The 23,376-nt window shown below is 70.2% G+C and carries 26 protein-coding genes and 1 riboswitch; of the genes, 17 read left to right on the top strand and 9 right to left on the bottom strand.

Going from position 1 to position 23,376, the window contains the following annotated elements; genetic code table 11:
• Nucleotides 1-4 precede the first annotated feature (4 nt).
• Nucleotides 5-481, top strand: a complete 477-nt coding sequence (locus OP04_RS35515; protein ID WP_157240811.1) for a PH domain-containing protein — start codon at nucleotides 5-7, stop codon at nucleotides 479-481.
• Nucleotides 478-1,875 carry a PH domain-containing protein gene (locus tag OP04_RS35520; RefSeq protein ID WP_033344331.1) on the top strand — a complete coding sequence of 466 codons (1,398 nt, stop codon included), beginning with the start codon at nucleotides 478-480 and terminating at the stop codon, nucleotides 1,873-1,875. Before OP04_RS35515 ends, OP04_RS35520 begins: the two co-directional genes overlap by 4 nt.
• On the opposite strand, the gene OP04_RS35525 is transcribed toward OP04_RS35520, so the two are convergent.
• Nucleotides 1,826-2,530 carry a TetR/AcrR family transcriptional regulator gene (locus OP04_RS35525; protein ID WP_033344332.1) on the bottom strand — a complete coding sequence of 235 codons (705 nt, stop codon included), beginning with the start codon at nucleotides 2,528-2,530 and terminating at the stop codon, nucleotides 1,826-1,828. The two genes, OP04_RS35520 and OP04_RS35525, sit on opposite strands and share 50 nt — an antisense overlap.
• 86 nt (nucleotides 2,531-2,616) lie before the next feature.
• On the opposite strand from OP04_RS35525, the gene OP04_RS35530 reads away from it, so the two are divergent.
• The 9 genes from OP04_RS35530 (at nucleotide 2,617) to OP04_RS35570 (ending at nucleotide 9,958) form a co-directional block, all read left to right on the top strand.
• Nucleotides 2,617-3,351, top strand: a complete 735-nt coding sequence (locus OP04_RS35530) for an SDR family oxidoreductase (RefSeq protein WP_033344333.1) — start codon at nucleotides 2,617-2,619, stop codon at nucleotides 3,349-3,351.
• Nucleotides 3,352-3,414: 63 nt separating this feature from the next.
• Nucleotides 3,415-4,002 (top strand): hypothetical protein, encoded by a 588-nt coding sequence (locus OP04_RS35535; RefSeq protein ID WP_033344334.1) that lies wholly within the window; start codon nucleotides 3,415-3,417, stop codon nucleotides 4,000-4,002.
• Complete coding sequence (locus OP04_RS35540; protein WP_033344335.1) at nucleotides 3,999-4,349, top strand: transcriptional regulator; 351 nt, start codon at nucleotides 3,999-4,001, stop codon at nucleotides 4,347-4,349. Before OP04_RS35535 ends, OP04_RS35540 begins: the two co-directional genes overlap by 4 nt.
• Before the next feature lie 199 nt (nucleotides 4,350-4,548).
• Nucleotides 4,549-4,983, top strand: coding sequence for a hypothetical protein (locus tag OP04_RS50480; protein WP_157240813.1), 435 nt, complete (start codon nucleotides 4,549-4,551; stop codon nucleotides 4,981-4,983).
• 77 nt (nucleotides 4,984-5,060) lie between these two features.
• Nucleotides 5,061-5,525 (top strand): pyridoxamine 5'-phosphate oxidase family protein, encoded by a 465-nt coding sequence (locus tag OP04_RS50485; RefSeq protein WP_051799595.1) that lies wholly within the window; start codon nucleotides 5,061-5,063, stop codon nucleotides 5,523-5,525.
• A gap of 251 nt (nucleotides 5,526-5,776) precedes the next feature.
• Nucleotides 5,777-7,807, top strand: a complete 2,031-nt coding sequence (gene helR, locus OP04_RS35555) for an RNA polymerase recycling motor ATPase HelR (protein WP_033344336.1) — start codon at nucleotides 5,777-5,779, stop codon at nucleotides 7,805-7,807.
• 9 nt (nucleotides 7,808-7,816) lie between these two features.
• Nucleotides 7,817-8,024: riboswitch (cobalamin riboswitch) on the top strand.
• A gap of 37 nt (nucleotides 8,025-8,061) precedes the next feature.
• Nucleotides 8,062-8,694: a 5,6-dimethylbenzimidazole synthase gene (bluB, locus tag OP04_RS35560; RefSeq protein ID WP_033344337.1), complete on the top strand. Its 633-nt coding sequence runs from the start codon at nucleotides 8,062-8,064 to the stop codon at nucleotides 8,692-8,694.
• A 153-nt stretch (nucleotides 8,695-8,847) separates the two neighbouring features.
• The gene (locus OP04_RS35565) at nucleotides 8,848-9,414 is read left to right on the top strand and encodes a TetR/AcrR family transcriptional regulator (RefSeq protein WP_033344338.1); all 567 of its coding nucleotides are present in this window, start codon (nucleotides 8,848-8,850) and stop codon (nucleotides 9,412-9,414) included.
• A gap of 115 nt (nucleotides 9,415-9,529) precedes the next feature.
• Nucleotides 9,530-9,958 (top strand): DoxX family protein, encoded by a 429-nt coding sequence (locus OP04_RS35570; protein ID WP_033344339.1) that lies wholly within the window; start codon nucleotides 9,530-9,532, stop codon nucleotides 9,956-9,958.
• Nucleotides 9,959-10,014: 56 nt separating this feature from the next.
• On the opposite strand, the gene OP04_RS35575 is transcribed toward OP04_RS35570, so the two are convergent.
• The 3 genes from OP04_RS35575 to OP04_RS35585 all read right to left on the bottom strand — a co-directional run bounded on the left by OP04_RS35575 (nucleotide 10,015) and on the right by OP04_RS35585 (nucleotide 12,716).
• On the bottom strand, nucleotides 10,015-11,166 hold the full coding sequence (locus OP04_RS35575; RefSeq protein ID WP_051799596.1) for a DEAD/DEAH box helicase: 1,152 nt from the start codon (nucleotides 11,164-11,166) through the stop codon (nucleotides 10,015-10,017).
• Nucleotides 11,167-11,402: 236 nt separating this feature from the next.
• Nucleotides 11,403-11,606: a cold-shock protein gene (locus tag OP04_RS35580; protein WP_033344340.1), complete on the bottom strand. Its 204-nt coding sequence runs from the start codon at nucleotides 11,604-11,606 to the stop codon at nucleotides 11,403-11,405.
• Between the two features lie 255 nt (nucleotides 11,607-11,861).
• Nucleotides 11,862-12,716: a S1 family peptidase gene (locus OP04_RS35585; protein ID WP_033344341.1), complete on the bottom strand. Its 855-nt coding sequence runs from the start codon at nucleotides 12,714-12,716 to the stop codon at nucleotides 11,862-11,864.
• 189 nt (nucleotides 12,717-12,905) lie between these two features.
• Between OP04_RS35585 and OP04_RS35590 the strand changes: the two genes are divergently transcribed.
• On the top strand, nucleotides 12,906-13,613 hold the full coding sequence (locus OP04_RS35590) for a hypothetical protein (RefSeq protein WP_033344342.1): 708 nt from the start codon (nucleotides 12,906-12,908) through the stop codon (nucleotides 13,611-13,613).
• Nucleotides 13,614-13,634: 21 nt separating this feature from the next.
• On the top strand, nucleotides 13,635-14,249 hold the full coding sequence (locus OP04_RS35595) for a HEAT repeat domain-containing protein (protein WP_033344343.1): 615 nt from the start codon (nucleotides 13,635-13,637) through the stop codon (nucleotides 14,247-14,249).
• 185 nt (nucleotides 14,250-14,434) lie between these two features.
• Here OP04_RS35595 and OP04_RS35600 read toward each other — a convergent pair whose 3' ends face one another.
• Together OP04_RS35600 and OP04_RS35605 are read right to left on the bottom strand one after the other, a co-directional pair.
• Nucleotides 14,435-15,064: a DUF4232 domain-containing protein gene (locus tag OP04_RS35600; RefSeq protein ID WP_051799597.1), complete on the bottom strand. Its 630-nt coding sequence runs from the start codon at nucleotides 15,062-15,064 to the stop codon at nucleotides 14,435-14,437.
• Nucleotides 15,065-15,092: 28 nt separating this feature from the next.
• Nucleotides 15,093-16,064: an SDR family oxidoreductase gene (locus OP04_RS35605; RefSeq protein ID WP_033344344.1), complete on the bottom strand. Its 972-nt coding sequence runs from the start codon at nucleotides 16,062-16,064 to the stop codon at nucleotides 15,093-15,095.
• An 82-nt stretch (nucleotides 16,065-16,146) separates the two neighbouring features.
• Between OP04_RS35605 and OP04_RS35610 the strand changes: the two genes are divergently transcribed.
• Nucleotides 16,147-16,764 (top strand): TetR/AcrR family transcriptional regulator, encoded by a 618-nt coding sequence (locus OP04_RS35610; protein WP_033344345.1) that lies wholly within the window; start codon nucleotides 16,147-16,149, stop codon nucleotides 16,762-16,764.
• 864 nt (nucleotides 16,765-17,628) lie between these two features.
• Here the strand turns inward: OP04_RS35610 and OP04_RS35615 are convergent.
• Nucleotides 17,629-19,095: an aldehyde dehydrogenase family protein gene (locus OP04_RS35615; protein ID WP_051799598.1), complete on the bottom strand. Its 1,467-nt coding sequence runs from the start codon at nucleotides 19,093-19,095 to the stop codon at nucleotides 17,629-17,631.
• 163 nt (nucleotides 19,096-19,258) lie between these two features.
• Here OP04_RS35615 and OP04_RS50490 point away from each other — a divergent pair, with 163 nt between their 5' ends.
• Together OP04_RS50490 and OP04_RS35625 are read left to right on the top strand one after the other, a co-directional pair.
• Nucleotides 19,259-21,028 carry an eCIS core domain-containing protein gene (locus OP04_RS50490; protein WP_051799599.1) on the top strand — a complete coding sequence of 590 codons (1,770 nt, stop codon included), beginning with the start codon at nucleotides 19,259-19,261 and terminating at the stop codon, nucleotides 21,026-21,028.
• Between the two features lie 128 nt (nucleotides 21,029-21,156).
• Nucleotides 21,157-21,348, top strand: a complete 192-nt coding sequence (locus OP04_RS35625; protein ID WP_033344347.1) for a hypothetical protein — start codon at nucleotides 21,157-21,159, stop codon at nucleotides 21,346-21,348.
• On the opposite strand, the gene OP04_RS35630 is transcribed toward OP04_RS35625, so the two are convergent.
• Complete coding sequence (locus tag OP04_RS35630; protein WP_033344348.1) at nucleotides 21,337-21,777, bottom strand: cupin domain-containing protein; 441 nt, start codon at nucleotides 21,775-21,777, stop codon at nucleotides 21,337-21,339. The genes OP04_RS35625 and OP04_RS35630 overlap by 12 nt on opposite strands.
• A gap of 210 nt (nucleotides 21,778-21,987) precedes the next feature.
• Between OP04_RS35630 and OP04_RS35635 the strand changes: the two genes are divergently transcribed.
• Nucleotides 21,988-22,473, top strand: coding sequence for a flavin reductase family protein (locus tag OP04_RS35635; protein WP_033344349.1), 486 nt, complete (start codon nucleotides 21,988-21,990; stop codon nucleotides 22,471-22,473).
• Between the two features lie 16 nt (nucleotides 22,474-22,489).
• On the opposite strand, the gene OP04_RS35640 is transcribed toward OP04_RS35635, so the two are convergent.
• The gene (locus OP04_RS35640) at nucleotides 22,490-23,335 is read right to left on the bottom strand and encodes a LysR substrate-binding domain-containing protein (RefSeq protein WP_033344350.1); all 846 of its coding nucleotides are present in this window, start codon (nucleotides 23,333-23,335) and stop codon (nucleotides 22,490-22,492) included.
• Nucleotides 23,336-23,376: the final 41 nt, after the last annotated feature.

Raw genomic sequence — 23,376 nt, forward strand, 5'->3', positions numbered from 1 at the left:
GGTGATGATCCCTCCCCGGCACCGGGTCCATCCGCGCTTCGTGATCTGGCGGACGCTGCAGACGCTGATCTCGGCCGTGGTCGTCCTGACGCCGCTCGGCCTGGCCTGGCTGTTCTTCGACGCGGCCCGGCCGTGGATCGGTCCGATCTGGTTGTTGCTCGCGCTCAGCCACCTGATCGGGACCACCGTGACGCCGGCCTGGCGGTACCACGTGCACCGCTGGGAGGCGACCGACGACGCGGTCTACGCGCTGGAGGGCTGGCTGACCCGCACCTGGCAGGTCGTGCCGATCTCCCGGATCCAGAGCATCGACACCGAGATCGGCCCGCTGCAGAACCTGCTCGGCCTGGCCACGATCAAGGTGACCACCGCGTCGTCCGAGGGCACGATCTCGATCGCCGGCCTGGACGTCGCCACGGCGGAGGCGACCGCGGACCGGCTGCGCCAGGTGACCGCCGCGACGCCGGGCGACGCCACGTGAGACGGCTGAGCCTGCGGCTCGTCTGGGTCGACCTGATCAGGGCCGCGGCCACGTCCGTGCCCGGATATGTCGGCATCGTGGTCCTCGGCGACGACGGCCCGGTGTGGCCGCTCGTGGTCGCGTCCGTGATCGGCGTGCTGCGGGCGTTGTCCGACCTGGTCCGGCTGCTGACCACGCGGTACGCCGTGCACCCCGACCGGGTGGAGATGCGCAGCGGCTGGATCGCCCGCCGGCACCGCACCGTGGCCCGGGACCGGATCCGCAGCGTGGACACCGGCGCGCGTCTGATGCACCGGCCGTTCGGGCTGCGCGTGGTGCACATCGGCACCGGCGAGCGGGAGTCGTCGTTCTCGCTGGACGCGCTGGACCGCCGGGACGCGGCGCTGCTCCGCGGCGAACTGCTCGGCGCGGTGGAACGCCCTGCCGAAACGCCCGCGATCGCGACCATCCGCCCCGCCTGGGTGCTCTACAACGCGGCGCGGGTCTGGGCCGTGTTCGCCGTGGTCGGCCCAGCGTTCGGCATCTACTGGTTCCTGCGGCTGTTCGACGTGGACGCACGCGAGCTGTACCACCTGCTCGGCCCGGTCTGGATCGTCGCGCTGGCCTACCCGATCGGGATCCTGCTGAACGCCGCCGCGTTCCTGGCCGAGAACTGGCGGTTCACGCTGTTCCGCGAGGGGGACACGCTGGTCACCCGGCGCGGGCTGTTCCACACGCGGACCGTGCAGCGCGACGACCGGCGGGTACGCGGCGTCGCGTTCAAGGAGCCGCTGGCCTGGCGCCGGCTGCGGCTCACCGAGACGTCGCTGATCACCACCGGCCTGCGCGCCGAGTCCGGCGCCGGGACGCTGCTGCCCCGCCTGCCCCGGGCGGAGGCGCGCGCGGCCGCGGCGCAGGTGCTCACGGACGGCCACCGTCCCCTCGAGGCGCCGCTGCGCCGCCACCCGCGCGGCGCGCTGACCAGCCTGCTGATCCGCGCGGTCGCCGGGCCGGTGATCGTGTCCGGTGTGCTCGGCGCGTTCACGCTCAGCGGCGCGATCCCGGGGCCGTGGTGGGCGCTGCCGCTGTCCGCGTTGCCGGTCACGCTGCTGCTGGCCGTGGCCGGGTTCCGCGCGCTGGGGCACACCATGTCCGGGCCTTATCTGGTGCTGCGCCGGGGCGCGGTCAACCGGCACACGGTGGCGCTGCGCCGGGACGCGGTCGTCGGCTGGAAGCTGCGGCAGACGGTGTTCCAGCGGTGGGGCGACCGGATGACGGTCGGCGTGGCGACGCCGGCGGGGTTCTACGAGGCGCAGGACGCGAGCGTGGACCAGGCGATGACGCTCATGAACGAGGCCCGGACGTTCACGACTGAGGTGCCGACAGCCGTTCCAGCCATCGGTCCAGCAGTGTGACCTCGGCCGGTTCCAACGTGGTCGTGCCGGAGACGGCCAGTTGGGAGCGCAGGCGCAGGGCCGCGTCCGGCACCGGTTCGCGGTCCTCGGTGCGGGCCGGTTCGGTCAGCACCGCGCCGAACATGGACTCGCGCATACGTACCGATAAATCGGGATCTGTAAAGAGTTCCGGTTGCGCGATCATGCTGAGTGCGAGCCCGACGTTGGCCGGGAGGATCAGCTGCGCCGCCGCCTGCGGTGACATCCGCAGCGCGCCCACGGCGGAACAGCGCAGCAGCGTGGCCTCCAGAAGATCCATGATCTTCCGCCAGGCCTGCGCGTGCGACCGCGGCCTGGGCGTGAACATCAGCTGGTAGAGCGCCGGGTTCTCCATCGCGAACGCGGTGTGGTCGTCCCACCCGGACCGGAGATCCGCCACCGGGTCTCCGGTGCGCTCCTGGGCCGCCTTGCGCTCCGCGTACCGCCGCAGCCCGTCGTCGGCCAGCGCGTCCAGCAGCCCGTTCTTGTCCCCGAAGATCCGGTAGAGCACCGGCTGGGTGACGCCGGCCGCCTCGCTGACGGCCCGGGTGGCGATGTCGCGGTCCGGTGAGGCCGCCAGCTGCCGCTCGGCCGCCTCCAGCATGACGGCCCGCAGGTCGGGCGTGATCGCAGTCATGAAATCAATGATACGGCACGCGACTATCCGTGCTACGGTCGTCGTATCAACGTTATGGCGCATCGTTAGCGCTGATACGAAAGGGAATGGCCATGACTCACGTCGCTATCGTCACCGGAGCATCCCGCGGCATCGGACGTGCCGTCGCACTGCGCCTGGCCGCCCGCGGCACCGCCGTCGTCGTCGGCTACGCCGGAAAGGCCGACCGCGCCGCCGAGGTGGTCGACGAGATCACCGCCGCCGGCGGCCGGGCCGTCGCGGCCGGCGGCGACGTCGGCGACGAGCACGACGTGGCCGCACTGTTCGACCTGGCCGAGAAGGAGTTCGGCGGCGTCGACACGGTCGTCAACTCGGCCGGCATCATGACGCTCTCGCCCATCGCCGACCTGGACCTCGACGCGCTCGACCGCATGCACCGCACCAACATCCGCGGCACGTTCGTGGTGGCGCGCGAGGCCGCCCGCCGGCTGCGCGACGGCGGCAGCTTCGTGATGGTCTCGACCTCGGTGGTCGGCCTGCAGTTCCCGTCCTACGGCGGATATGTCGCCAGCAAGGGCGCGGCCGAGGCGTTCACGCTCATCTTCGCGCGCGAGCTGCGCGGCCGGAACATCACGGTGAACACGGTGGCCCCCGGTCCGACCGCCACCGACTTCTTCTTCGAGGGCAAGGACCAGGCCACCGTCGACCACCTGGCCAAGCAGCCGCCGCTGGAGCGTCTCGGCACGCCGGAGGACATGGCGTCCGTGGTCGCGTTCCTGACCGGCCCGGACGGCCACTGGGTCAACGGCCAGGTCGTCCGCGCGAACGGCGGCATCATCTGACCGCGCCCTTGCCATCATGGAGTACTCTCTAGTGCAGAGTAATCGCTACGAGGGAGCTGACCCATGTCGAACCAGATGATCGACGATCTCGCACAGCTGCGGGCCCGGGTGCGGGGCGCGCAACGCATCGTCTCCGCCCCGCTGCTCACGTTCGGCGTGCTGGTGCTGATCTACCCGCTCGTCGCGCTGCTCGCCGGCCTGCTCGGCGCCGGCGGCAACCACCTGGTGGTCCTCGCCTACTGGCCGCTCGCCACCGCGGCCGGCCTGGTCACGCTCTGGCTCGCCGCACGCCGCCGCACCCTCCGCGACGGCGTCGGCGAGGGCACGCACGACTACGGCACCGCCACCCGGACGTACCTCGTAGTCCTGGTCATCATGCTCGTCGGCTTCATCCCCGCGCTCTTCATCGGCGTCTTCATGCCCCTGGTCTGGCCCGCGCTGGTCCTGATCGCGCTCGCGGTCTGGCAGCGCTCCAACCCGCTCTACACCTGGGCCGCCGCCATCGGCATCACCGGCGGCGTCACCACCGTCCTGCTCGCCGCGAGCTCTCCCGAGGGGAACGGCTGGTTCTGGCTCCCCATCCACGCGGCGGTAGGCTTGGCCATGATCATCGGTGGCCTGGTCATCCGCCGTCGCGAGGCCGCGGCGTGAGCGCTCCGCCCGACGCGGCCGACCCCGGCCCGCACCCCGCGCTCAACCTTGACGACGCGGTCCACCAGAAGACCCGGCTCGCGCTCCTCACCGTTCTCGACGAGGCCGGCCGCGCCGACTTCCCCTTCCTGAAACGCACGCTGGCGCTGACCGACGGCAATCTCGGCCGCCACCTCGACGTCCTGGCCGGCCAGGCCCTCGTCGAGGTGACCAAGGGTTACGAGGGCCGCCGCCCGCGCACCTGGGTCGCGATCACGCCGAAGGGCCGCGAGGCGCTGGCCGCGGAGATGAGCGTGCTGGCCACCCTGCTGCGCCGCTTCCACCGCACCCCCGAAGAAGCCCCATAGATCAATATCTTCCCGCTTCCGGCGTGGTGCAGCCCGTTTGCTCCCGCAGGCAAACCTCGCTTCGGGCAAAGACTCCGCTGGCGCTCCGCTTTCCCCTTCGCGTCGGAGCCGGTTCCGCCGTGGTCCGGGAAGACCCGCGATCCCCGTCGTCCCTTCCGGCACCAGCCGCGACGTGCGCGGCCGGCGGGCTCGTGGTCAGGTGATCGACCCGCCGGACCGCCATCGAGAACGTTGCCTGAAGCGGGGGAGCGGCCACTGGCTGCCGAACCGGCCCTATATTGCGCTGGTGGCGACGTACATCCGGTGGTACATGGCAGAGGAAGACCTGTGGTGTTATGACGAACTCGATGAGTCCCGATGGTCCCAGCGTCACGTCGAGCAACGCGAGCGTGACGACGTCGTCCTCGCGGCCGCCTCTCTGCCGGAGACGCTCCATGCGCGAGACACCGGTGGCTTCCAGGCCGTCGGCGACTACGAACGCATCTATGGCGTGAGCCCGGAAGCTCCGTTCGACTTCACGCCACAGGACGCCGCCGAGTACCGCATAGAAACGATCACCGCAGAGGACTTCGAACGGATCTGGTCGGCGGCAAGAGCCGAGCGCGAAGCCGGCTGGGGCGTTCGCCCCCTCTGAAATGATCACCGGTACGCCGTCGGCCACGCCCGTTCGCCATCCTGCAGCGATGGGCGCCGTGCGGCATCGTGGATCGCATGACCGATGAGATGACTGCTCAGGCGCGTGCGATCCTGGCCGGCAACCGCTACGCGGTACTCGGAACGGCTACCCCGGCCGGCGAACCGTGGGTGAGCCCGGTCTACTTCGTCAGCCCGGGGATCGGCAGTCTGCTCTGGCTCTCCCGTCCGACCGCCCGGCATTCGGCACTGATCGCGGAGAACGGCCGGGTGGCCGTCACGGTGTTCGACTCGACGGTGCCGATGGGTGGCGCCACGGCCTTCTACGGCCTCGGCACCGCCGGCCTCTGCCCCGATGACGAACTGGCGGATGAGCTGCAGGAGTTCTCCGCCCGGTCGCTCGCCGTCGGATTCCCCGGCTGGCGTCCGGAGCAGGTCACCGGTGGCGCGGCACTTCGCCTCTACCGTGCGGATCTCACCGAGGCCTGGCTGCTCCCCGTCGAGGACGGTCCCGAACGCCGTGTTCCGCTGACCCTCCGCTGAGCCCTCCGGGCAGCGGTTCAGGGCAGACGGCCGACGCCGACGTGGTTGCCGGCACGCGCGGGCTCCTCCGGCGTGGATTCGGGACGCCGCTCCGGGGCCCGGACCAGGCCGGGGAGAAACAAAAAAGGCGGGACACCGTCCTCCGCCACTTCCAAGCTATATCAGACAGGGGGTCTTGCCGCAAGACCCCGGTTCGCCCGCATAATCGCTGGCCGGAGCCGTGAACACGGCACATGGGGGGATTGGCGACGATGCAAACCACCAGCGTTTTCGATCTTCGTGAGCAGGCGAAGACGGATCCCACGCTGATCGCGGACGACGAGCGGCACTTCGCGGCCATGGCGGCGTCGACGCGCGCGCAGATCGAGGATCTGTCCGACCGGCTGAACGCGGTGCGGAAGAACGCGGCGGGCCGCGGACGGCAGGCGGTGGAGCGGGACGAGGAGGCCAAACGGCTCGCGGCCAGGCTGCGGACGTTGCGCCGCTACAGCCTGGACCTGTGCCTGGGCCGGATGATCGACGCGGTCACCGGTGAGGCCGTCTACATCGGACGTCTCGGCCTGACCGACAGCGAGGGAAGACGCCTGCTCACCGACTGGCGGTCCCCGGCCGCGGAGCCGTTCTTCGGCGGTACGCACAAGGACCCGATGGGCCTGGCCAGCCGCCGCCGCTACCGGTGGACGCGGGGCCGGATCACCGACTACTGGGACGAGGTCTTCACCGCGGAGGGACTGGAGGGCCACGCCGCTCTGGACGACCAGTCCGCGTTCATCGCCGGCCTCGGCGGTTCCCGCTCCGACCGGATGCGCGACGTGCTGGGCACGATCCAGGCCGACCAGGACGCGATCATCCGGGCCGGATCACGCGGCGCGCTCGTGGTGGACGGCGGGCCGGGCACCGGGAAGACCGTGGTCGCGCTGCACCGCACCGCCTACCTGCTCTACAGCGACCCACGGCTCGGCCTCGGCCGGCGGCGCGGCGGCGTGCTGTTCGTCGGCCCGCACGAGCCCTACCTCGCGTACGTGTCCGACGTGCTCCCCAGCCTCGGCGAGGACGACGTCCAGACCTGCACGCTGCGCGACCTCGTCCCGGAGGGCGCGACGGCCGTCGTCGAAGAAGACCCGGAGGTCGCGCGCCTCAAGTCCTCGAAGGACATGGTCGACGCGGTCGAGGCCGCCGTCCGGTTCTACGAGGCGCCGCCGGACACGAACGATTGGGCGGAGGCCTTTGCCGCGGCGGCCGGCACGCCGCACAACGAGGCCCGAGAGCTGATCTGGGAGGAGCTGATCGCGATCCGGGACGACGCGGACGCCGACGAGCGCCGCCGCGACCGGGAGACGCTGCTGCGCGCCTGGCCGATGCTCGACGCCGCCGACCTGATCGCCGACCTCTGGTCGGTCCCGGCCTACCTGCGCCGATGCGCGCCGCACCTGACCGCGGACGAGGTCCGGAAGCTGCAGAGGAAGGGCCCGTGGACCACCGCCGACCTGCCGCTGCTGGACGCGGCCCGGCAACGGCTCGGCGACGCGGGGACGGACCAGCGGCAGCGGCAACGCCAGGCCGCGGTCGCCACCCAGCGGGCGCGGATGGCCACGGTCATCGACGACCTGATCGACTCGTCCGCCTACGACGACGGCGAGGGCCTGATGAAGATGCTGGTCCAGAAGGACCTGCACGACGTGCTGGTCAACGAGGACGTGCTGCCCGACGCCCAGCCGGACGCGCTGGCCGGCCCGTTCGCGCACATCGTGGTGGACGAGGCACAGGAGCTGACGGACGCGGAGTGGCAGATGCTGCTGCTGCGCTGCCCGTCCCGCAGCCTGACGATCGTGGGCGACCGCGCGCAGGCCCGCCGCCCGTTCCCCGAGTCGTGGCAGGAACGGCTGACCCGGATCGGCCTCGACAGCATCAGGCTGTCGTCGCTGACCGTCAATTACCGCACACCCGCCGAGGTCATGGCGGAGGCGGAGCCGATCATCCGCGCCGCGCTCCCGGACGCGAACGTGCCGTCCTCGATCCGCAGCAGCGGGCTCCCGGTCGTACACGCCAAGGTCGAAGATCTTGATCTGGTCCTGTCCGCCCACCTGCACGACGACGGCGTCGCCTGCGTCATCGGACACCCCGCATTCGACGGTACGGACCGGGTGCGCGCATTGACGCCGGAGCTGGCCAAGGGCCTCGAGTTCGACCTCGTCGTGCTGATCGACCCCCAGTCGTGGCCCCCGGTGGACCGCTACGTCGCGATGACACGCGCCACCCGGCAGTTGGTGATCCTGACGTAGGCTGCCGGGTGGCACGAACTGTTGCGAGGTGCCTCGGCCCGTTCGCGGGTGAGGAGAATCTGGGAAGCCGGTGGGAGTCCGGCACGGGCCCGCCGCGGTGACCGGGGAGCTGCCGCCCATGCGTGAGAGCGCAGCCACTGGCCGGTGACGGCTGGGAAGGCGGGCGGTGAGGTGACGATCCGGGAGTCCGAAGACCGGCCTCGCGCTGAGGTGGCCCCGGCATGCCCGGGGCCGGAGCGCAGCGGGAGCCTGCCATGGGTCATGACCTGTACGAGATCATCCACCGCCGCCGGGACGTGCGCGGCGAGTTCACCGGGGAGCCGGTGCCGGACGACACGCTGGACCGGATTCTGACGGCGGCGCACGCGGCGCCGAGCGTGGGGCTGTCCCAGCCGTGGGACTTCGTGGTGGTGCGCGATCGGCGACTGCGCGAGACGTTCCACGCGCACGTGCGGGAGGAGCGCGAGGTCTTCGCGGCCACGCTGGACGCGGAGGCGGCGGCCCGGTTCGCCCGGATCAGGATCGACGGGGTGCTGGAGTCGACGCTGTCGGTCGTGGTCACCTACGACCCGGAGCGCGGCGGGCCGGGGGTGCTGGGCCGGCATGCGATCGCGGACGCCGGGCTCTACTCGTCCTGCCTGGCCATCCAGAACCTGTGGCTGGCCGCGACCGCGGAGCGCCTGGGCGTCGGCTGGGTGTCCTTCTACCGCGAGGACTTCCTCCGGGGGCTGCTCGGCATTCCGGCCGGGATCCGCCCGGTCGCCTGGCTGTGCCTGGGGCCGGTCACCCACCTGCACGACGTGCCGGACCTGGAACGCCATGGGTGGCGCAGTCGCCGCTCGCTGGAGATGGCTCGTCATGAGGATCGCTGGGATGGTCGTCGGTAAGGCATAGCAGCCTGCTATTTCACGAAATTTCGGGCGTGGAGCGCCCGTTGATCACGCCCTGAGCGGTGCATCGACGGGCCCCGCGAGCGTGGCGGGCCGTCCGGGCCCGCGCGAGACACCAAGACCGAACGTTCTATCCGCTACGATGGGATCATGAGCGAACCCAGGACGTCCGAAGCGCGGGCCCGGCTGCTCGCCACCGCGACCCGGATCTTCTACGCCGAGGGCATCCACTCCGTCGGCATCGACCGGATCGTGGCGGAGGCGCAGATCACCCGCGCCACGCTCTACCGGCACTTTCCCGGCAAGGAGGATCTGGTCGTGGCCTACCTCAACGAGGCCGACCACGCCATTCGCGGCCATGTCGAGACGGTGCTGGCCAGCGGTCTGCCGCCGGTCGAGGTGCTGCGCGGGATAGGACGGGGGATCGCCGGCGACATCGGGCGGCCCGGTTTCCGCGGCTGCGCGTTCCTCAACGCCGTCGCCGAATATCCCGACCCGGCGCACCCGGTGCACCGGGCCGTCCTCGCGCACCGGCAGTGGTTCCTGGACACGGTCACCGCGCTGTTCGTGCGCGTGCCGGACGTGGATTCCGCGTTGCTGGCCCGCCGTTTCGTGATGCTGCGGGACGGCGCGATGGCGTCCGGCTGCCTGTCCGGCTCCGGCGACGTCGCGGACACGCTGCTGTCCGGCATCGAGGATCTGCTCCAAAGGCATTAGCGCCGGATTTGGTTCCCCGTGCGGGGATAAATCACGATCGCGGGCTTTCGGGCATCGATCCCGCTAACGTTCTGGCGGACGGAAAGTTGAACGCTCAACCAGAACGGGAGCCCTGATGACCCTGGCCCGCGATCTCGCGATTCTCGTCGCCCGCATCGGCATCGGCGCGGTCTTCATCGCACACGGCTGGCAGAAGCTGGTCACCAACGGCGTGGACGGCACCGCCGGATTCTTCGGCAGCGTCGGCATCCCGCTGCCGACCGCGGCCGCCTGGTTCGCCGCGCTGCTCGAGGTCGGCGGCGGCGTCGCGCTGATCCTCGGCCTGCTCACGCCGGTCGTCGGCGTGCTGCTGGCGCTGAACATGCTCGGCGCCTACGTCTTCGTCCACGCCGGGAACGGCATCTTCGTGGACGCGGGCGGCGCGGAGCTGGTGCTGGTCCTCGGCGTCGGCGCGCTGATGCTCGCCGCGGTCGGCGCCGGCCGGGTCAGCGTGGACTCGCTGCTCACGCCGCTGGTACGCCGCCGCACGGCCGTAACAGCCTGAAAAACAACGCCACGGGGGTACGAGCGCGCGCTCGTACCCCCGTGGCGTTGTTGATCTTAAGCGGGAATCAGTGCCGGGTGACCGGGCGTGACCGCGGTCATGTCCGGCCGGATGCCGGCCTTGGTGAGCAGCCGGTGCACCTCGCGGCGCTGCTCCGGGAAGACCAGCGTGAAGACGGTGCCGGACCGGCCGGCCCGCGCGGTACGCCCGCCGCGGTGCAGGTAGTCCTTGCCGTCGGCCGGCGGGTCCACGTTGACGACCAGGTCGAGCTCGTCGATGTGGATGCCGCGCGCCGCCACGTTCGTCGCGACCAGGACCGTGGCCGTGCCGGTGCGGAACTGCTCCAGCGCGCGCGTGCGCTGGTTCTGCGACCGTCCACCGTGGAGCGCGACGGCGGGAAGGCCGGTGGCGCTGAGCCGGGTGGCCAGCCGGTCCGCCGCACGCTTGGTGGCGACGAACATGATGGACCGCGGGTTGCGCGCGGCGATGTCGGCCGCGATCGCCAGCTTGTCACCGGCGGCCACCTCGAGCAGGTGATGACGCATCGTGGTGACGCTGCCGGTCGGCGGGTCGACGCCGTGCGTGACCGGGTCGTGCAGGAACCGCCGGACGAGCCGGTCGACGGCCTTGTCCAGCGTGGCGGAGAACAGCATGCGCTGCCCGTTCCTCGGGGTCTGGTCGAGCAGCGCGCTGACCTGCGGCAGGAACCCGATGTCGGACATCTGGTCGGCCTCGTCGATCACGGTCGTGGTGATCTGGTCCAGGCGGCACTGACCGGCCTTGACCAGGTCGGCGAGGCGACCGGGGGTGGCGACCACGATCTCGGCGCCGCGGGCGAGCGTCTGCGCCTGCGCGGTGGCGGAGAGGCCGCCGACCACGGTGGCCATCCGCAGCCGGAGCGCGGTCGCGTACGGCGTCAGCGACGCGGTCACCTGCTGGGCGAGCTCGCGGGTCGGTGCCAGGATCAGCGCCAGCGGCGCCTTGCTCGCGGCCCTCTTGCCGGCGAGCAGCGTGAGCAGCGGAAGTCCGAACGCGAGCGTCTTGCCGGAACCGGTGCGGCCGCGACCGAGCACGTCCCGTCCGGCCAGCGCGTCGGCCAGCACGGCAGTCTGTATGGGGAACGGCGTGGTGAGGCCGTTACGGTGCAACGCCTTCGCCAGACCAGGGGCCAGCGGCAGCTCGGCGAACGTGCCGGCGCCGGTGGGCATCGCCGTGGTCGGCGCGGGGGGAAGTGAAGCCTCTGCGGGCTTCCTCGGCGGGCGTCTGCGGCCACGCCGGGAGGGGGAGACGGTACCAGCGGTCATATGTCTGCCGATGCCTTTCTGGAAACGGCGCGCGCCGCACCGTGACACGAGGCATCGATGGAAACGAACCGAGGTGATATGGCAGAGAAAAACCCGGGTGGCGGCGCACCGAATCGGTTACGCCGCCACCCGGACGAAAATCAGAGCGGGCGGATGTTGGCCGCCTGCGGGCCCTTCTGGCCAGGGGTGATGTCGAACTCGACCCGCTGGTTCTCCTCCAGGCTGCGGAAACCGCTGGAGGCGATCGCCGAGAAGTGGGCGAACACGTCGGCGCCACCCTCATCCTGAACGATGAAGCCGAAGCCCTTGTCCGCGTTGAACCACTTGACGGTGCCGGTGGCCATGTCTTCTCCTTCGCGAGCTGTGGGAGGTCCGCACTGCGCGAACCTCTCGTTGCCGCGTTTGATCGCCCGTCCGGAAAAGACGAATATGAAAAAAGCGCCTAGATGGGTCCGGATACCCAACAGGCGCTGTCATTCATGCAACACAACGTCTACGGAAATCAAAACTGCAACGGGTTGAACCGTAGCACGGTTTCCTGGATCTTCCGCATCTTTCGCCGGAACGGGCGACCGGGAACACCCGGCCGCCCGTGGCGGTCAGCGTGGCAGCAGGCAGCCCGAGATGGTCAGGTCGATGACGCGTGCCGAGGTCAGGCACGTGGTGAACCAGTACGTCTGCTCGCCGTACCCCCGCCCGGCAAGCACCGTTATCGTGCCGTTCGCCGAAACCTCACACGGGTTGTTGAGCGTGCAGCGCCCGCCGTCCTCGTTGCCGGTGTTGTTGATGCCGACCACCTGACCGGACGTCGCGTCCACGATGGGGGAGCCGGACGTTCCGCCGATCGTGTCGCAGCCGTCGTTGTAGCGGATCGAGTCCGTCCACGACCACTCGTCCTCACGCAGCGTGGGCACGAAGCCGTCGATGGAGCAGTTCCAGATGCGCTTCCAGTAGCCGGACGGGATCGACATCGAGGTGCCGGCGCTGGGGTGGCTCGCGGAGAGCGTGAGCGCGGTGGCGCCGTACTGGCTCTGCAGCGACGCGAACGTGGTGTTCAGCCGGTAGAGCGTGACGTCGGTCCCGGTCATCGTGGCGTAGAGCACCAGGTCCGCGCGGACGGTGCCGAGCGCGCCGCCGGACGCGTTGAGCAGCGTGCCGGAGCGGGTGCTGGCGACGTTGCGCAGCACGGTGCCGGCGCTGATGAAGCCGCGCTCGTAGCAGTGCCCGTTCGTCAGCATCATGGCCCGGTCCGTGCTGACCGAGGTGGGGTAGCGCACCAGCGACGCCGAGCAGTTGCTGAGCGAGATGGTGGACGCCAGCGTGGTGGCAAGGGCGGCAGGCGCCGGCGCCACTGCTTTCCCGGGCGGCGCGGGCGCCGCGGAGGCCGGCTGTCCTATCAGGACCGCCGCGAAGACCGCGGCGGCCGCCGTGGCGAGTGCCCGTCGAAGCTGCATGAAGGATCCCTTCCGCGAGGCGGCGGCTCGGGGTGTGCCGCCGAGTCGTACCCTCACATCGGGGTTGATGGGTGTCAATCAATCAATTTCACCATGGTCCCGGTGGTATGCCCCGGCCCTCCGGCGAGCGTCCGGCATGATCTTCGTTAGCATGACCGGGTTCGCTTACGTAGGTCGAAACGAGGGCAGATGCGACTTTTCGGACTGGGTAAGCGGAAGGTCCAGCAGGATCTGGGCCAGCAGGCCGCGCTGCTCGCGCAGATCCGGGAGGGTTTCGGCGCGCACGTGCAGGGCCGCTACCCGGACCAGGCGGCCGGTGTCACGCCGTTCCTCCAGGGCGACGACGGGCTGCTCGTGGCCGGCACGATCCTGCGCGAGTTCGCGGACACGGCCAACGACGCGCTCGCGGCCCAGCTCGCGGACCTCTACCGCCGCACCGGCCACCGGATGGTCGTCGACCGCCGCAACTACCGGCCGCTCTGGCGCGACGCCGGGAACGCGCTGCAGTGGCCGCTGTTCGCGCTGCCGTGCGGCTTCCACCCGTACATCCACGTGCAGGCCGCGGCCACCGCGATCGGGCGCAACGCCGGCCGCTACATCGACGTCACCGACTCGTACGCCACGCTCACCCACCTGTTCGAGGCGCTCGACCTGCTCATCTGCGGCTGGGAGTTCGGCCGCGTCCGCGTCGACGCCGACTCCGCCATGCTCGCGGACCGCCTCATCGTCTGCGCCACCGACCTGCGCTCCGCCATGCCGCAGGAGCCGCCGCTGCCGCAGCCGGTCCGTGAGCTGATGCGCCGCAACAACACCATCGACGTCTACCTCCCCACCGGCCAGCAGATCGTCGGCCAGTTCAACCCCGGCAAGACCATGCGCGAGAAGCTCCTGGCCTAGCCTCGACACCGGAGGACGCCCGTGAACGAGAAGTGGTCCGCCTGGTCGCTGGAGATCTTCGGCGAGCCGTTCGACGTGTGGCACGACGGCGCGTCCTTCGCGGAGCTGGAGCCGCGGGCGCGGACCGCGCCGGACGAGGTCGCGGCGATGCTCGCGCTCGGCCTGCGCGAGCAGGACCCGGTCGCGGCCCAGTCCTACCGTCATCTGTCCACGGTGGACCTCGCGCCGCCCGGCGCCGCCGGCCTGCTGCGGTCCGCGGCCGAGCGCGCGGACGGCCGCTTCCTGATCCGGCTGGCCGAGGCGCTGTTCACGCTGACCGGCGACCCGTCCTGGGCATCGTCGCTGATCAGCGTGCTGCAGGGCGACGATTCCGAGTACGTGCGGCTGGACGCGGCGATCGCGCTGCGCGACTTCCCGCCGGTGCCGCCGACCGTGGCCGCGGTGACGGCCGCGATCGGCGACCCCGCGTTCCTGGTGCGCAACCACGCCGCGGACACACTGGCCCACTACTCCGGCACCACGGTCGGCAGCGCGCTGTTCACCACGATCGCGGCCCCGGCCGAGGGCGAGCCGACGGACGAGGACCGTCGCGGCTGGCAGCGCGTCGCGGACGAGCTGGCCGCCCGGCTCGGCTGAGAAAGACCGAAAATCGACGACCAAGAGCAGCGGGGGTACGCCGTGGGCGCGCTCCCGTTCGTACCGTCGCGGTGGTTGTTCGTGGAAAGGACACACCGCGATGCCCGGGTACGACGTGCCCGCGCGCTCCCACGCACCATCTACCCGCTCCTGATCACGCCCGCCACCGGTCGGTCCACCGCACGTCAGCCCGCCGGCTTCCAGGGGCCGAACGCGAAGCGGCCGGTGCTGCCCAGGTCGAGCGGCCCCGGCGGCATGACGATCAGCGCCGGGCTGCCCGGCCGGGGCGCAACCTCCAGGTACACGACGTCGACCGGCGGATTCTCCGGGTTGTCGTACGTGTTGCGCCAGGCCACGGGCGCGTGCGCGGTTCCGCCCGGCTCCAGCGTGAAGGTCGAGGGCGTGGTCGCGAGGTCGTCGAGGCCGGCGGAGATCTCGCCGACGTCGGTCAGGATCGCCACGTCGAGCGGCTGCCGGTCCTCGTCGAGCGCGCGGACCTGCGCCACGCCGTCGACCCGGTAGGGCTCGGTGCCGCAGTTGATCAGGCGGACGGCGCTGACACGCAGGCCCATGGCGGCGTCACCCTCACCGAACTCCATCCGGAGCCCGTCCGCCGAGCACTCGATCGGCGGCGTCCACCGCGGCGTCGGGGACGGGACGACCGGAGGCTCCAGGACCGGCTCCCCACCGCGCGCGTCGTCCGCACTCCGGTCGCCGGGGCTCCACAGTGTCCAGGTGCGGTGTCCCTCCCCGTCCCGCACGCAGCCGGCCAGCAGCAGGAGGGCGATCAGCGGGAGAATCCGAAGGGCCTTCACCCCCGTGATCCTGCCGCAGGCCCGCAACTCAGCGCGCCGCGACCACACCGTGCCGGATCATGCTCTCCGCCGCGTCGTGCAGCGTCTCGCGCAGCGGGCGCATGGACCAGCCGAGCTCGCCGACGGCCCGGCTGGCGCTGACGTGCTGACTCCGGCCGTAGAACGTGAGCCCGAGCCGGATCGTCGGATCAAAACGACCCAGCACCCACATCAGCCAGTACGGCAGCCGCCGCGTGACGACCCGGTGCCGTTCCGCCAGGATGCCCGCGATGTCGCCGAGCCAGGCGTGCGGTCCCGCGCAGATGTACCGTTTCCCGGCCGCGCCCGGCGTCTCCATCGCGAGCCGGTGTGCCGTGGCCAGGTCGCGGACGTCGACCGTGGACCAGCCGATCCGGGGGACCGCGGGGATCTCGCCGGCCAGCAGCTGACGGATCGCCTCCAGCGAGGTGGTGCGCTCGTTCCCGTGCAGCACCGGGCCGAAGATCGACCCCGGCAGGATCGTGACCAGCTCCAATCCGGTGTCTCGTGCGAACTCCCAGGCGGACCGTTCCGCGAGTGTCTTGCTCTTCGGATACGCGTCGGTGACCGCCGTGTCCGACCAGTCCTGCTCGGTGAGCAGCGTGCCTTCCGGGTGGCCGTAGGAGACGGCCGCGACGGACGAGGTGAGCACCACACGGCGTACCCCCGCTGCCTTTGCCGCTCTGAGCACGCGCAGCGTGCCGTCGACCGCCGGCCTGATCACTTCGTTCTCGTCGCGGGGGATCGTGGCCGGGAACGGCGAGGCGACGTGCAGGACGTAGTCGCAGCCGTCGACGGCCTCGCGCCAGCCGTCGTCGGCGTCGAGCGTGGCCTTGCACAGCTGGATGCCGTCCAGATGGCCGACGTCGGCCGTGTGCGGATCGCGGACGGTGCCGCGGACCGTGTAACCGTGCGTGCGCAGGTCGGCGATGCAGTGACCGGCCAGGAAGCCGCTGGCGCCGGTGACGAGGACTCGTGTCATTCGTGGTCCAATCTAAACGGTGTTCAGAATCTAAACATCGCTTAGAATGGGGGGTGATGTCAAGGCCGATAGGCTTGATCGCGTGTCACGAGCTACGTACCACCACGGCGCGCTACGGGAGGAACTGATCACTGCTTCCATCGCGCTGATCGAGTCCGACGGAATCGGTGCGGTCAGCCTCCGGCGCGTCGCGCGCGAGGCCGGCGTCAGTCCGGGGGCGCCCTATCATCACTTCGAGGACCGCGCCGCCCTGCTCAACGCGGTGGCGGCGCGCGGGTATGCGGCGCTGCTCGAAGAGGCGCGTGCCGCCCATGCCGCTGCTGGCAGTCCTGTCGAAGCCATCGGCGCGATGGTCGAGACCTATGTGCGCTTCTCCCGTGCCCATCCGGCCTATGCGCAGCTGATGTACCGGCCGGAGCTCTCTGAGCCGGCCAAGGACCCGGCGACGGAGGCGCTGGCGCAGGCGGCGATTCAGCTGCTTACCGAGACTGTGCTTGCCTGCCAGGCTTCCGGGGGTGCGCCGGCCGGGGACCCGGCACCGCTGGTCACCATGATCTGGTCGATCTGTGCTGGTCTTGCCATGCTCTCCGTCGACGGTCCCCTGGAACAGATGACCGCCGCCCGTGGATCTACCATTCCGGAACTGACCGGGCAGGTCTCAGCTCTTCTTCAGGTCATGCTTGTCGGTTCGGCGGCCTGATCGGCTTTTTTGGGCGGGGTTGCGGTCCCGTCTCTCTTGGTATGGGTGGCCGGGTGGGGTGTGGTCGGGTTGGTGATGATGAACCGGACCGTGGTGGGCAGGCCCGGTTGTTGAGCCGCGACGTTGCGGGCGCCGCTGGGAGGAGGGCATCGCCAGCATGCGCTCGGTCGTCGGGCGCTGCCGCGCCCGATATTTCGTGTTATTGGTTGTGTTGGGTGGGCTGGTTGCTGTTTTTGCCTCCGGCGGGAGCCTCCGACACCGGGGCAGCGGAAAGGCAATTTCAACTGCGATGCCCCACACCCGTGGGTGGCTGGGTTTCGCGTGGCCTGTCTGCCCCGTCTGCCGTCGATCCGGGACAAGCCGAGCAGATCATCGGCAGGGCCGCCAGCTTTGGTCTGTCGCGCGGCGGCAGCGCGGTTCTCACGTTTGGGCGGTCGCTTCTCGCTGATCGGCGGCGGTCCGTGGGTGGTCCGGTTTTGAGGGTTGCGTAGGGTGGGCTGCTGCCGGTCAGCGTCGTGGTCGGGTTCAGGCTTGCGTAACGCTGTTTGCCGCCGGGTGCGTTGGTGGCGGCCCTGCCGATGATCTGCTCCCCTGCGGGCGGGTCGACGGCATACGGGGCAGCCAGGCGGTCACCTCTGTGGCTGCTTGCGCATAAAAGATAAAAGACCCGCCCGTGGGCGGGCGTCGGGGCTGTTCAAGATCCTTACGTCTCTGGTGGCCCTTATTCGGGCCGGGAAAGGGCCACCAGAGCCGCAAGGATCTTGCATCCCAGATATTGGAATGATGTTCTCGGGATATAGAAGAAGGTCGAGCGGGTATCCCTGGTCGGACGTGCAGTGTGTGCTGAGCCTGGGGCTCAACCGCTCAGATCGCGATCAGCACCGATTTTGTCTCCGTGTAGGCGTCCAGCACGTCCAGGCCGCCCTCGCGGCCGAGGCCGGACTGCTTGAAGCCGCCGAACGGCAGTGACTCGGTGATCTCTCCATAGGTGTTGACCCACACTGTGCCGGCGTCGATCCGGGCGGCGAGGCGGTGGGCGGTGCTCAGGTCGCGGGTCCAGATCGATGCTGCCAGGCCGTACTCGGTGTTGTTGGCCTCGCGTACCGCGTCGTCGAGGTCGGTGTAGGACATCAGTGCGGCTACGGGGCCGAAGATCTCCTCGCGGACCACGCGCATGTCGGGGGTGACGTCGTCGAGCAGGGTGGGGGTGACGAAGAAGCCGCGCTCGCCGTGTCGTGTGCCGCCGGTACGGATGGTGGCGCCCTCCTCGCCCGCGACGGCGAACCAGCCGGTTACGCGCTCGAAGTGCTGCTGGGAGGCGAGCGGGCCCATCAGCGTTGCCGGGTCGAGGGGGTCGCCGGGGGTGAACATGGCCATGGCCTGTTCCAGGTGTGAGGCGAACTCGTCGCGGATCGACTCGTGCACCAGGATGCGTGTGCCGGCGACGCAGGACTGGCCGCTGCCGAGCAGGAATGCGGTGGCGGCGCCGAAGGCGGCGGCCTTGAGGTCCGCGTCGGGGCAGATGACGGTGGGGGACTTGCCGCCGAGCTCCAGCGTGACGCGCTTGATGCCGGTGGCGGCGACCTGCTGCACGTGGCGGCCGGTACGGGTCGAGCCGGTGAAACTGATCTTGTTGACGTCGGGGTGGTGGATCAAGGCCTCGCCGGCCTCTGCGCCGGTGCCGGTGACCACGTTCACCACGCCGGGCGGCAGGTCGGTGTTGTCGAGCAGTTCGACGAAACGCAGCGTGCTGAGCGAGGCGGTCTCCGGCGGCTTGAGGACGGCGGTGTTGCCGGTGGCCAGCAGGATCGGGAGTTTGAGCGCGAGCTGGAACAGCGGGCCGTTCCAGCCCCAGATGACGCCGACCACGCCGATTGGCTGGCGCCGGGTGTAGCCGAGCCGGTCGGGGCCGGTCGGTGCGGTCTGGCCGTAGAGCTTGGTCGGCCAGCCGGCGGCGTGCCGGAACGCGGCGGCGACGCCGGCGGGCAGGTGCCGGGTGAGCTGCACGGGCATGCCCATGTTGACGGATTCGAGCAGGGACAGCTCCTCGCCGTTCTGCTCGATCACGGTGGCGATCTGCATGAGGATGCGGCTGCGCTCGCCCGGTGTGATACCGGACCACGACGGGGCGAGGAACGCGGCGCGGGCGGCCCGGACGGCGGCGTCGATGTCCTCGGCGCCGCCACGCGGGACGGTGGCGAGCGGGGCCTCGGTGGCCGGGTCGGTGTTCGGGAGCGTGGCGCCGGTGACGGCTGCCACACGCTGGCCGCCGATGATCATCGGCCGGTCGCCGGGATGGGCGAACGCGGGTGTTTCGGGTCGTTTCTCCATGCCGGAAAGCCTGCGGCCGCCACGCGCGGCGACGGTATGACCACCAGACCTAGGTAGGGCGGGCCCAGGTGCAGGGAACGTGACAGCGATGCATGGGATATCCACTATGGACTCTCGGTCGGTAACATGCGGCCGGTAACCGGAACGGACAGGGCGGTGGCTGATGTTCGCGCAAGTTCCGCAAACCGCGTGGTCGGGGGGCGAGCGATCCGCCGCGTCCGGGCGGCCGGCGGCCGAAGGCCGGGCGCCCTCGCCGCCACGCGCGCTCTCCCTCGCCGATCTCGTCGCCAAGGGCGCGTTCGGTCCGCGCGCCGCCGACCGTCTGGTGCGTGATGCCGTGCGGGGTCCCGGGCGCCCGCTCGACGCCGCGGTCCGGCGCGACATGGAGCACAGGATGGGCGCGTCGTTCGACGACGTCCGCGTGCACGACGACGCGGCGGCGCGGGTGTCGGCGGCGATGCTGGGCGCCCGTGCGTACACGTCAGGCCGGCACATCGTGCTCAACGGGCCGAACCCGGACCGCGACACGCTGGCGCACGAACTCACCCATGTCATCCAGCAACGGCAGGGCCCGGTGGCCGGCACCCCCACCGCCGGCGTGCACCTCAGCGACCCGGCCGACCACTTCGAGCGCGCGGCCGAGGCGAACGCCGCCGGCCCTCAGCCCATGGACAGTGCTCCGGCGGACGCGAGCCCGGGTGGTCTGCTTCCGGTGCAGCGGCAGATCCAGGTGGGCGGGGTCGAGCCCGGTGAGATGCAGGCCATGCTCTCCGGACTGGATGCCGAGAACGGCATGTGGGACGACGTCCTCGACGTACTTCGCAAAGACGCTGCCCTGGCGGACAACGACGATTGGCATCGGCTCATCGCCGACCCGAAAACCCTTCTTACGATCGAGCTGGTCTCGAACGTCAAGCCGGACGCGACGCAGTACGCGAACCTGATTGGAGGCGCAGCGTCGCACTTCCTGAAAACCGGAGACAGCAGTCGGACGGGAAAGGGTTGGTCATACAACCTTGATTCGCTGCACGACGACTGGGCGCATAAGGAGATCACTCCGCTGCACAGCCGGCTCGTGGAGATGAAGTCACACCGTACCGGACAGCGGATCCTTATCGACCGACCGGATGCGAAGTACATGTATCGCGAACGGCGCGTTCTCATCGGCCGATTGGTTGAGGAAGCGGAGACAATTCTGCGGGTCACGTCCGATTCGGTTAAAGTCTTGATCGAAAGCGCGAACTCGGGAAAGGGCCCGACGGGAGAGGCCGAGCGCCTGGCGGATGCTCTTCGCACGGCTCTGCACGGTCTCGGAGTCAGGCAGAGTGAGCCGGATTTCCGCAGCCAGCTCCTGGTAATCCGTGATGTGCTTGATCGGGCGCTGGACTGGTTCACCGCCGCTGATCTCAAGATCGGCAAGATGCCGAAGGATGAGAAGAAGGCCGTCTGGGGTCTGGCGTACCGGCCGGCTGATGGCTGGTGGCTGCCGACGCCGGGAGATCTTAGCCCCGAGGAATTGTCGGCGAGGAACCGTGGCGACGAAAAGAACATCCTGGATCTGGCGAACTGGAAAAGAGATAGTTTCGGCCCGTGGGCCAGCCGGATTGCGCCGACCGCTCACGGCGGGTTCGAAACCACTCAGCCGCAGACTCCCGAGCGCTACTCCGGAATCCGGATGCGAATGTCGCAGCATCGCATCGAGGAAAGTAACTATGAGCAACTTTTCGGGACCCTGGTGCACGAGATCACGCACGCTACGTCGGCCACCACGGACATCGTCTACAGCGATGACTCTTCTCCGTTCTACCAGCTCAGCCCGGAGGAGCACCTCGGTAACGCCGACAGTTACGCGCGGATCCTCCGGAACATGCGGACGGCCGTCATAAATCAGCTCGAGGACAGCGGGCGAGAAGTGCCGTACCTGCGTCACTGAGTCGGTCCGCGTGTCGGCTGTGCGACACCGATGGGTCGTCCGGTCAGTGGGGACGCGCCGAAATGCCGGGTGGTGGCCTTGATCCGGTGCGGCAGGATGGCGGGCGTCGCCGGACGAGGGGGGAAGCTATGGAGGACGCGTTGCTGGCCTACAACGCCGGCCGCGTCGATGCGCTGGAGGGGCGTCGTGACGCCGGCCGCGCCGAGCATCCGGAGACGGGCAGGGACTACCGCCGCGGGTTTCTGGACGCGCGGATCGAGGTCGTCAACATGCATGCCGGTCTGCGCCGGATGCTGGGTGACGACGAGTCAGGACTCTGAGATCGCGACCGGGCCGATCCACTTGAGGTCCGGCACGTTGACCACGATCGCCTCCTGCGTGGTGCGGGAGATGACGACCACGGCCTCGTTCTCCGGGTCGGGGTTCTCCTCGCGGTGCGGCACCCACGGCGGCACGTAGATGTAGTCGCCCGGTTTGGTGTCCACCCGGATCTCGCCGTGCTCGTCGTCGAGGAACACGAACGACGGGTTGCCGCTCACGATGTAGATCGCGGTCTCGGACTCGCCGTGGTGGTGGTTGCCGGAGGACGTGTGCGCGGCCACGTGCGTCTGGCCCATCCACAGGTTCTTGCTGCCGACGGTCTTGCCGCTGATCGCCTCGACGCGCCGCATGCCGGACGTCTGGGCCGTGTCGCCGCTGAGGCCGGCCGCGGCGATGTGATGAAGCCGCTGGTGGAACGGGTCGCTCATGGTCGCGATCCTTGCGTGCAACGCGCCACAGTGTCAACCCAAACCTATCGGCTTACTAGGATTTGGGACATGTGTTGACGGATGAGGAACCGCCGCGCACTGTCGTAGGCAGCAACCCGGAACGCGTTGACCTCGGGAGTCATGCGACCGGTGCGGCGGCGATGAAGCCGTCGCCCTCAATGTTGCATCGATCCAGCATGGAGGCTTTCCATGACCGTGGCCGTCGCTCCCGACCTCTTCCGTCAGCTTCTCCGCCGGCACGCCGCCGCCGTGGTGGTCATCACCGCGCCCGGCACCGGCTTCACCGCCACCTCGTTCACGTCGGTCTCGCTGGACCCGCCGCTGGTCTCGTTCTGTCTGGCCAAGAGCGCGTCCGCGTGGCCCGCGATCAACGCGTCGGACACGGTCGCGGTGCACGTGCTGGGCCACGACCAGGAGGGGGTGGCGCGCACGTTCGCCACCCGCGGCATCGACCGGCTGGCCGCGCACGGCGCGTGGCGGGAAGGGCCTGATGGCGTACCCCTGCTGGATGGTGTCCTTGCTCGTCTCGTCTGTCGCGTCGTCGAGCGGGTCACGGCCGGCGACCACACGATCGTGCTGGCCAGCCCGCTCGACGGCGAGCACCGCGCGGACGAGGCCGACACCCCGCTGCTCTACCACGCGGGCCGCTACTCCTTCGTGCGTCACGCCGCCTGAAGCGTCACCGGAAACGTCACCTGAGCAGCGTCAGCAGCGCCTCGGCGGCGCCGTCGGACAGCTCGGCGGGCAGGCCGCGGCGGGACCACACGGACAGTGCGAGCGGTTGCGGCGCCGGGAGGTCGTCGCGGGCGGTCAGGCCGTCCAGCCGCTGGCCGAACGTGGCCATCAATCCGACGCCCAGCCCGGCGCGCACCGCGGCCTGCACGCCGGCCAGGTGCGCGGCCTCGCAGCCGACCTCGGCCGGCAGGTCGTGGGCGGCGAGCGTCTCCAGTGCCCGGCTGCGCAGCGCGCACGGGTCGTCGAACGCCACCAGTTGAATCGGGTCGCCCTGCGCGGGCGGCGTCCAGTCCGGAGAGGAGTACCAGGTCAAATGCAATTCCCCGACGGTACGCGCATCAGCTTCTCCGGCCGGGCCGAGCAGCAGTGCGAGGTCGATCCGGCCGTCCTGCAACGCGGCGCGCAACTGCTGCCCGCGGTCGATGCGGAACCGGACGCGATGGTCCGGGAACGTGGCGGCCAGCGACGCGGTCAGCGCCGGGAGCAGCTGCGCGGCCGCGTGCTCGGTGGAGCCGATGGTCAGCGTGCGCTCCGTCTCCACGCCGAACGCGCGGAGCGTCTCGTCGTGCAGCGCCAGGATGCGGCGGGCGCGGGTCAGCAGCTCGGTGCCGTCCGCGGTGAGGCGGGAGCCGCGGCCGTCGCGCTCGACCAGCGAGCGGCCGAGCGTGGTCTCCAGGCGGCGCACGTGCTGGCTCACGGCGGACTGCGTGAGGTGCAGCGATGTCGCGGCGCGGGCGAATCCGCCGCAGTCGGCGACGGCGACGAAGCTGCGCAGCGGTGCGATACCCAGAATCTGACCCATGCCTACCAGGTTACTAGGAAATAGATTAGGTTCCGTAATGG

Origin of the sequence: Catenuloplanes japonicus, assembly GCF_000717135.1 — a bacterium.
GTDB lineage: Bacteria > Actinomycetota > Actinomycetes > Mycobacteriales > Micromonosporaceae > Catenuloplanes > Catenuloplanes japonicus.

Excerpts from the sequence above, each read along its gene's own strand:
- OP04_RS35585 (WP_033344341.1), bottom strand. The coding sequence starts at position 12,716 with ATGCAGCTTCGACGGGCACTCGCCACGGCGGCCGCCGCGGTCTTCGCG.
- OP04_RS35640 (WP_033344350.1), bottom strand. The coding sequence starts at position 23,335 with ATGGGTCAGATTCTGGGTATCGCACCGCTGCGCAGCTTCGTCGCCGTC.
- OP04_RS35615 (WP_051799598.1), bottom strand. The coding sequence starts at position 19,095 with ATGGAGAAACGACCCGAAACACCCGCGTTCGCCCATCCCGGCGACCGG.
- OP04_RS35565 (WP_033344338.1), top strand. The coding sequence starts at position 8,848 with ATGAGCGAACCCAGGACGTCCGAAGCGCGGGCCCGGCTGCTCGCCACC.
- OP04_RS35515 (WP_157240811.1), top strand. The coding sequence starts at position 5 with ATGATCCCTCCCCGGCACCGGGTCCATCCGCGCTTCGTGATCTGGCGG.
- OP04_RS35590 (WP_033344342.1), top strand. The coding sequence starts at position 12,906 with ATGCGACTTTTCGGACTGGGTAAGCGGAAGGTCCAGCAGGATCTGGGC.
- OP04_RS50490 (WP_051799599.1), top strand. The coding sequence starts at position 19,259 with ATGTTCGCGCAAGTTCCGCAAACCGCGTGGTCGGGGGGCGAGCGATCC.
- OP04_RS35630 (WP_033344348.1), bottom strand. The coding sequence starts at position 21,777 with ATGAGCGACCCGTTCCACCAGCGGCTTCATCACATCGCCGCGGCCGGC.
- OP04_RS35575 (WP_051799596.1), bottom strand. The coding sequence starts at position 11,166 with ATGCCCACCGGCGCCGGCACGTTCGCCGAGCTGCCGCTGGCCCCTGGT.
- OP04_RS35530 (WP_033344333.1), top strand. The coding sequence starts at position 2,617 with ATGGCCATGACTCACGTCGCTATCGTCACCGGAGCATCCCGCGGCATC.
- helR (WP_033344336.1), top strand. The coding sequence starts at position 5,777 with ATGCAAACCACCAGCGTTTTCGATCTTCGTGAGCAGGCGAAGACGGAT.
- OP04_RS35570 (WP_033344339.1), top strand. The coding sequence starts at position 9,530 with ATGACCCTGGCCCGCGATCTCGCGATTCTCGTCGCCCGCATCGGCATC.
- OP04_RS35605 (WP_033344344.1), bottom strand. The coding sequence starts at position 16,064 with ATGACACGAGTCCTCGTCACCGGCGCCAGCGGCTTCCTGGCCGGTCAC.
- OP04_RS35580 (WP_033344340.1), bottom strand. The coding sequence starts at position 11,606 with ATGGCCACCGGCACCGTCAAGTGGTTCAACGCGGACAAGGGCTTCGGC.
- OP04_RS50485 (WP_051799595.1), top strand. The coding sequence starts at position 5,061 with ATGACCGATGAGATGACTGCTCAGGCGCGTGCGATCCTGGCCGGCAAC.
- OP04_RS35625 (WP_033344347.1), top strand. The coding sequence starts at position 21,157 with ATGGAGGACGCGTTGCTGGCCTACAACGCCGGCCGCGTCGATGCGCTG.
- OP04_RS35535 (WP_033344334.1), top strand. The coding sequence starts at position 3,415 with ATGTCGAACCAGATGATCGACGATCTCGCACAGCTGCGGGCCCGGGTG.
- OP04_RS35635 (WP_033344349.1), top strand. The coding sequence starts at position 21,988 with ATGACCGTGGCCGTCGCTCCCGACCTCTTCCGTCAGCTTCTCCGCCGG.
- OP04_RS35525 (WP_033344332.1), bottom strand. The coding sequence starts at position 2,530 with ATGACTGCGATCACGCCCGACCTGCGGGCCGTCATGCTGGAGGCGGCC.
- bluB (WP_033344337.1), top strand. The coding sequence starts at position 8,062 with ATGGGTCATGACCTGTACGAGATCATCCACCGCCGCCGGGACGTGCGC.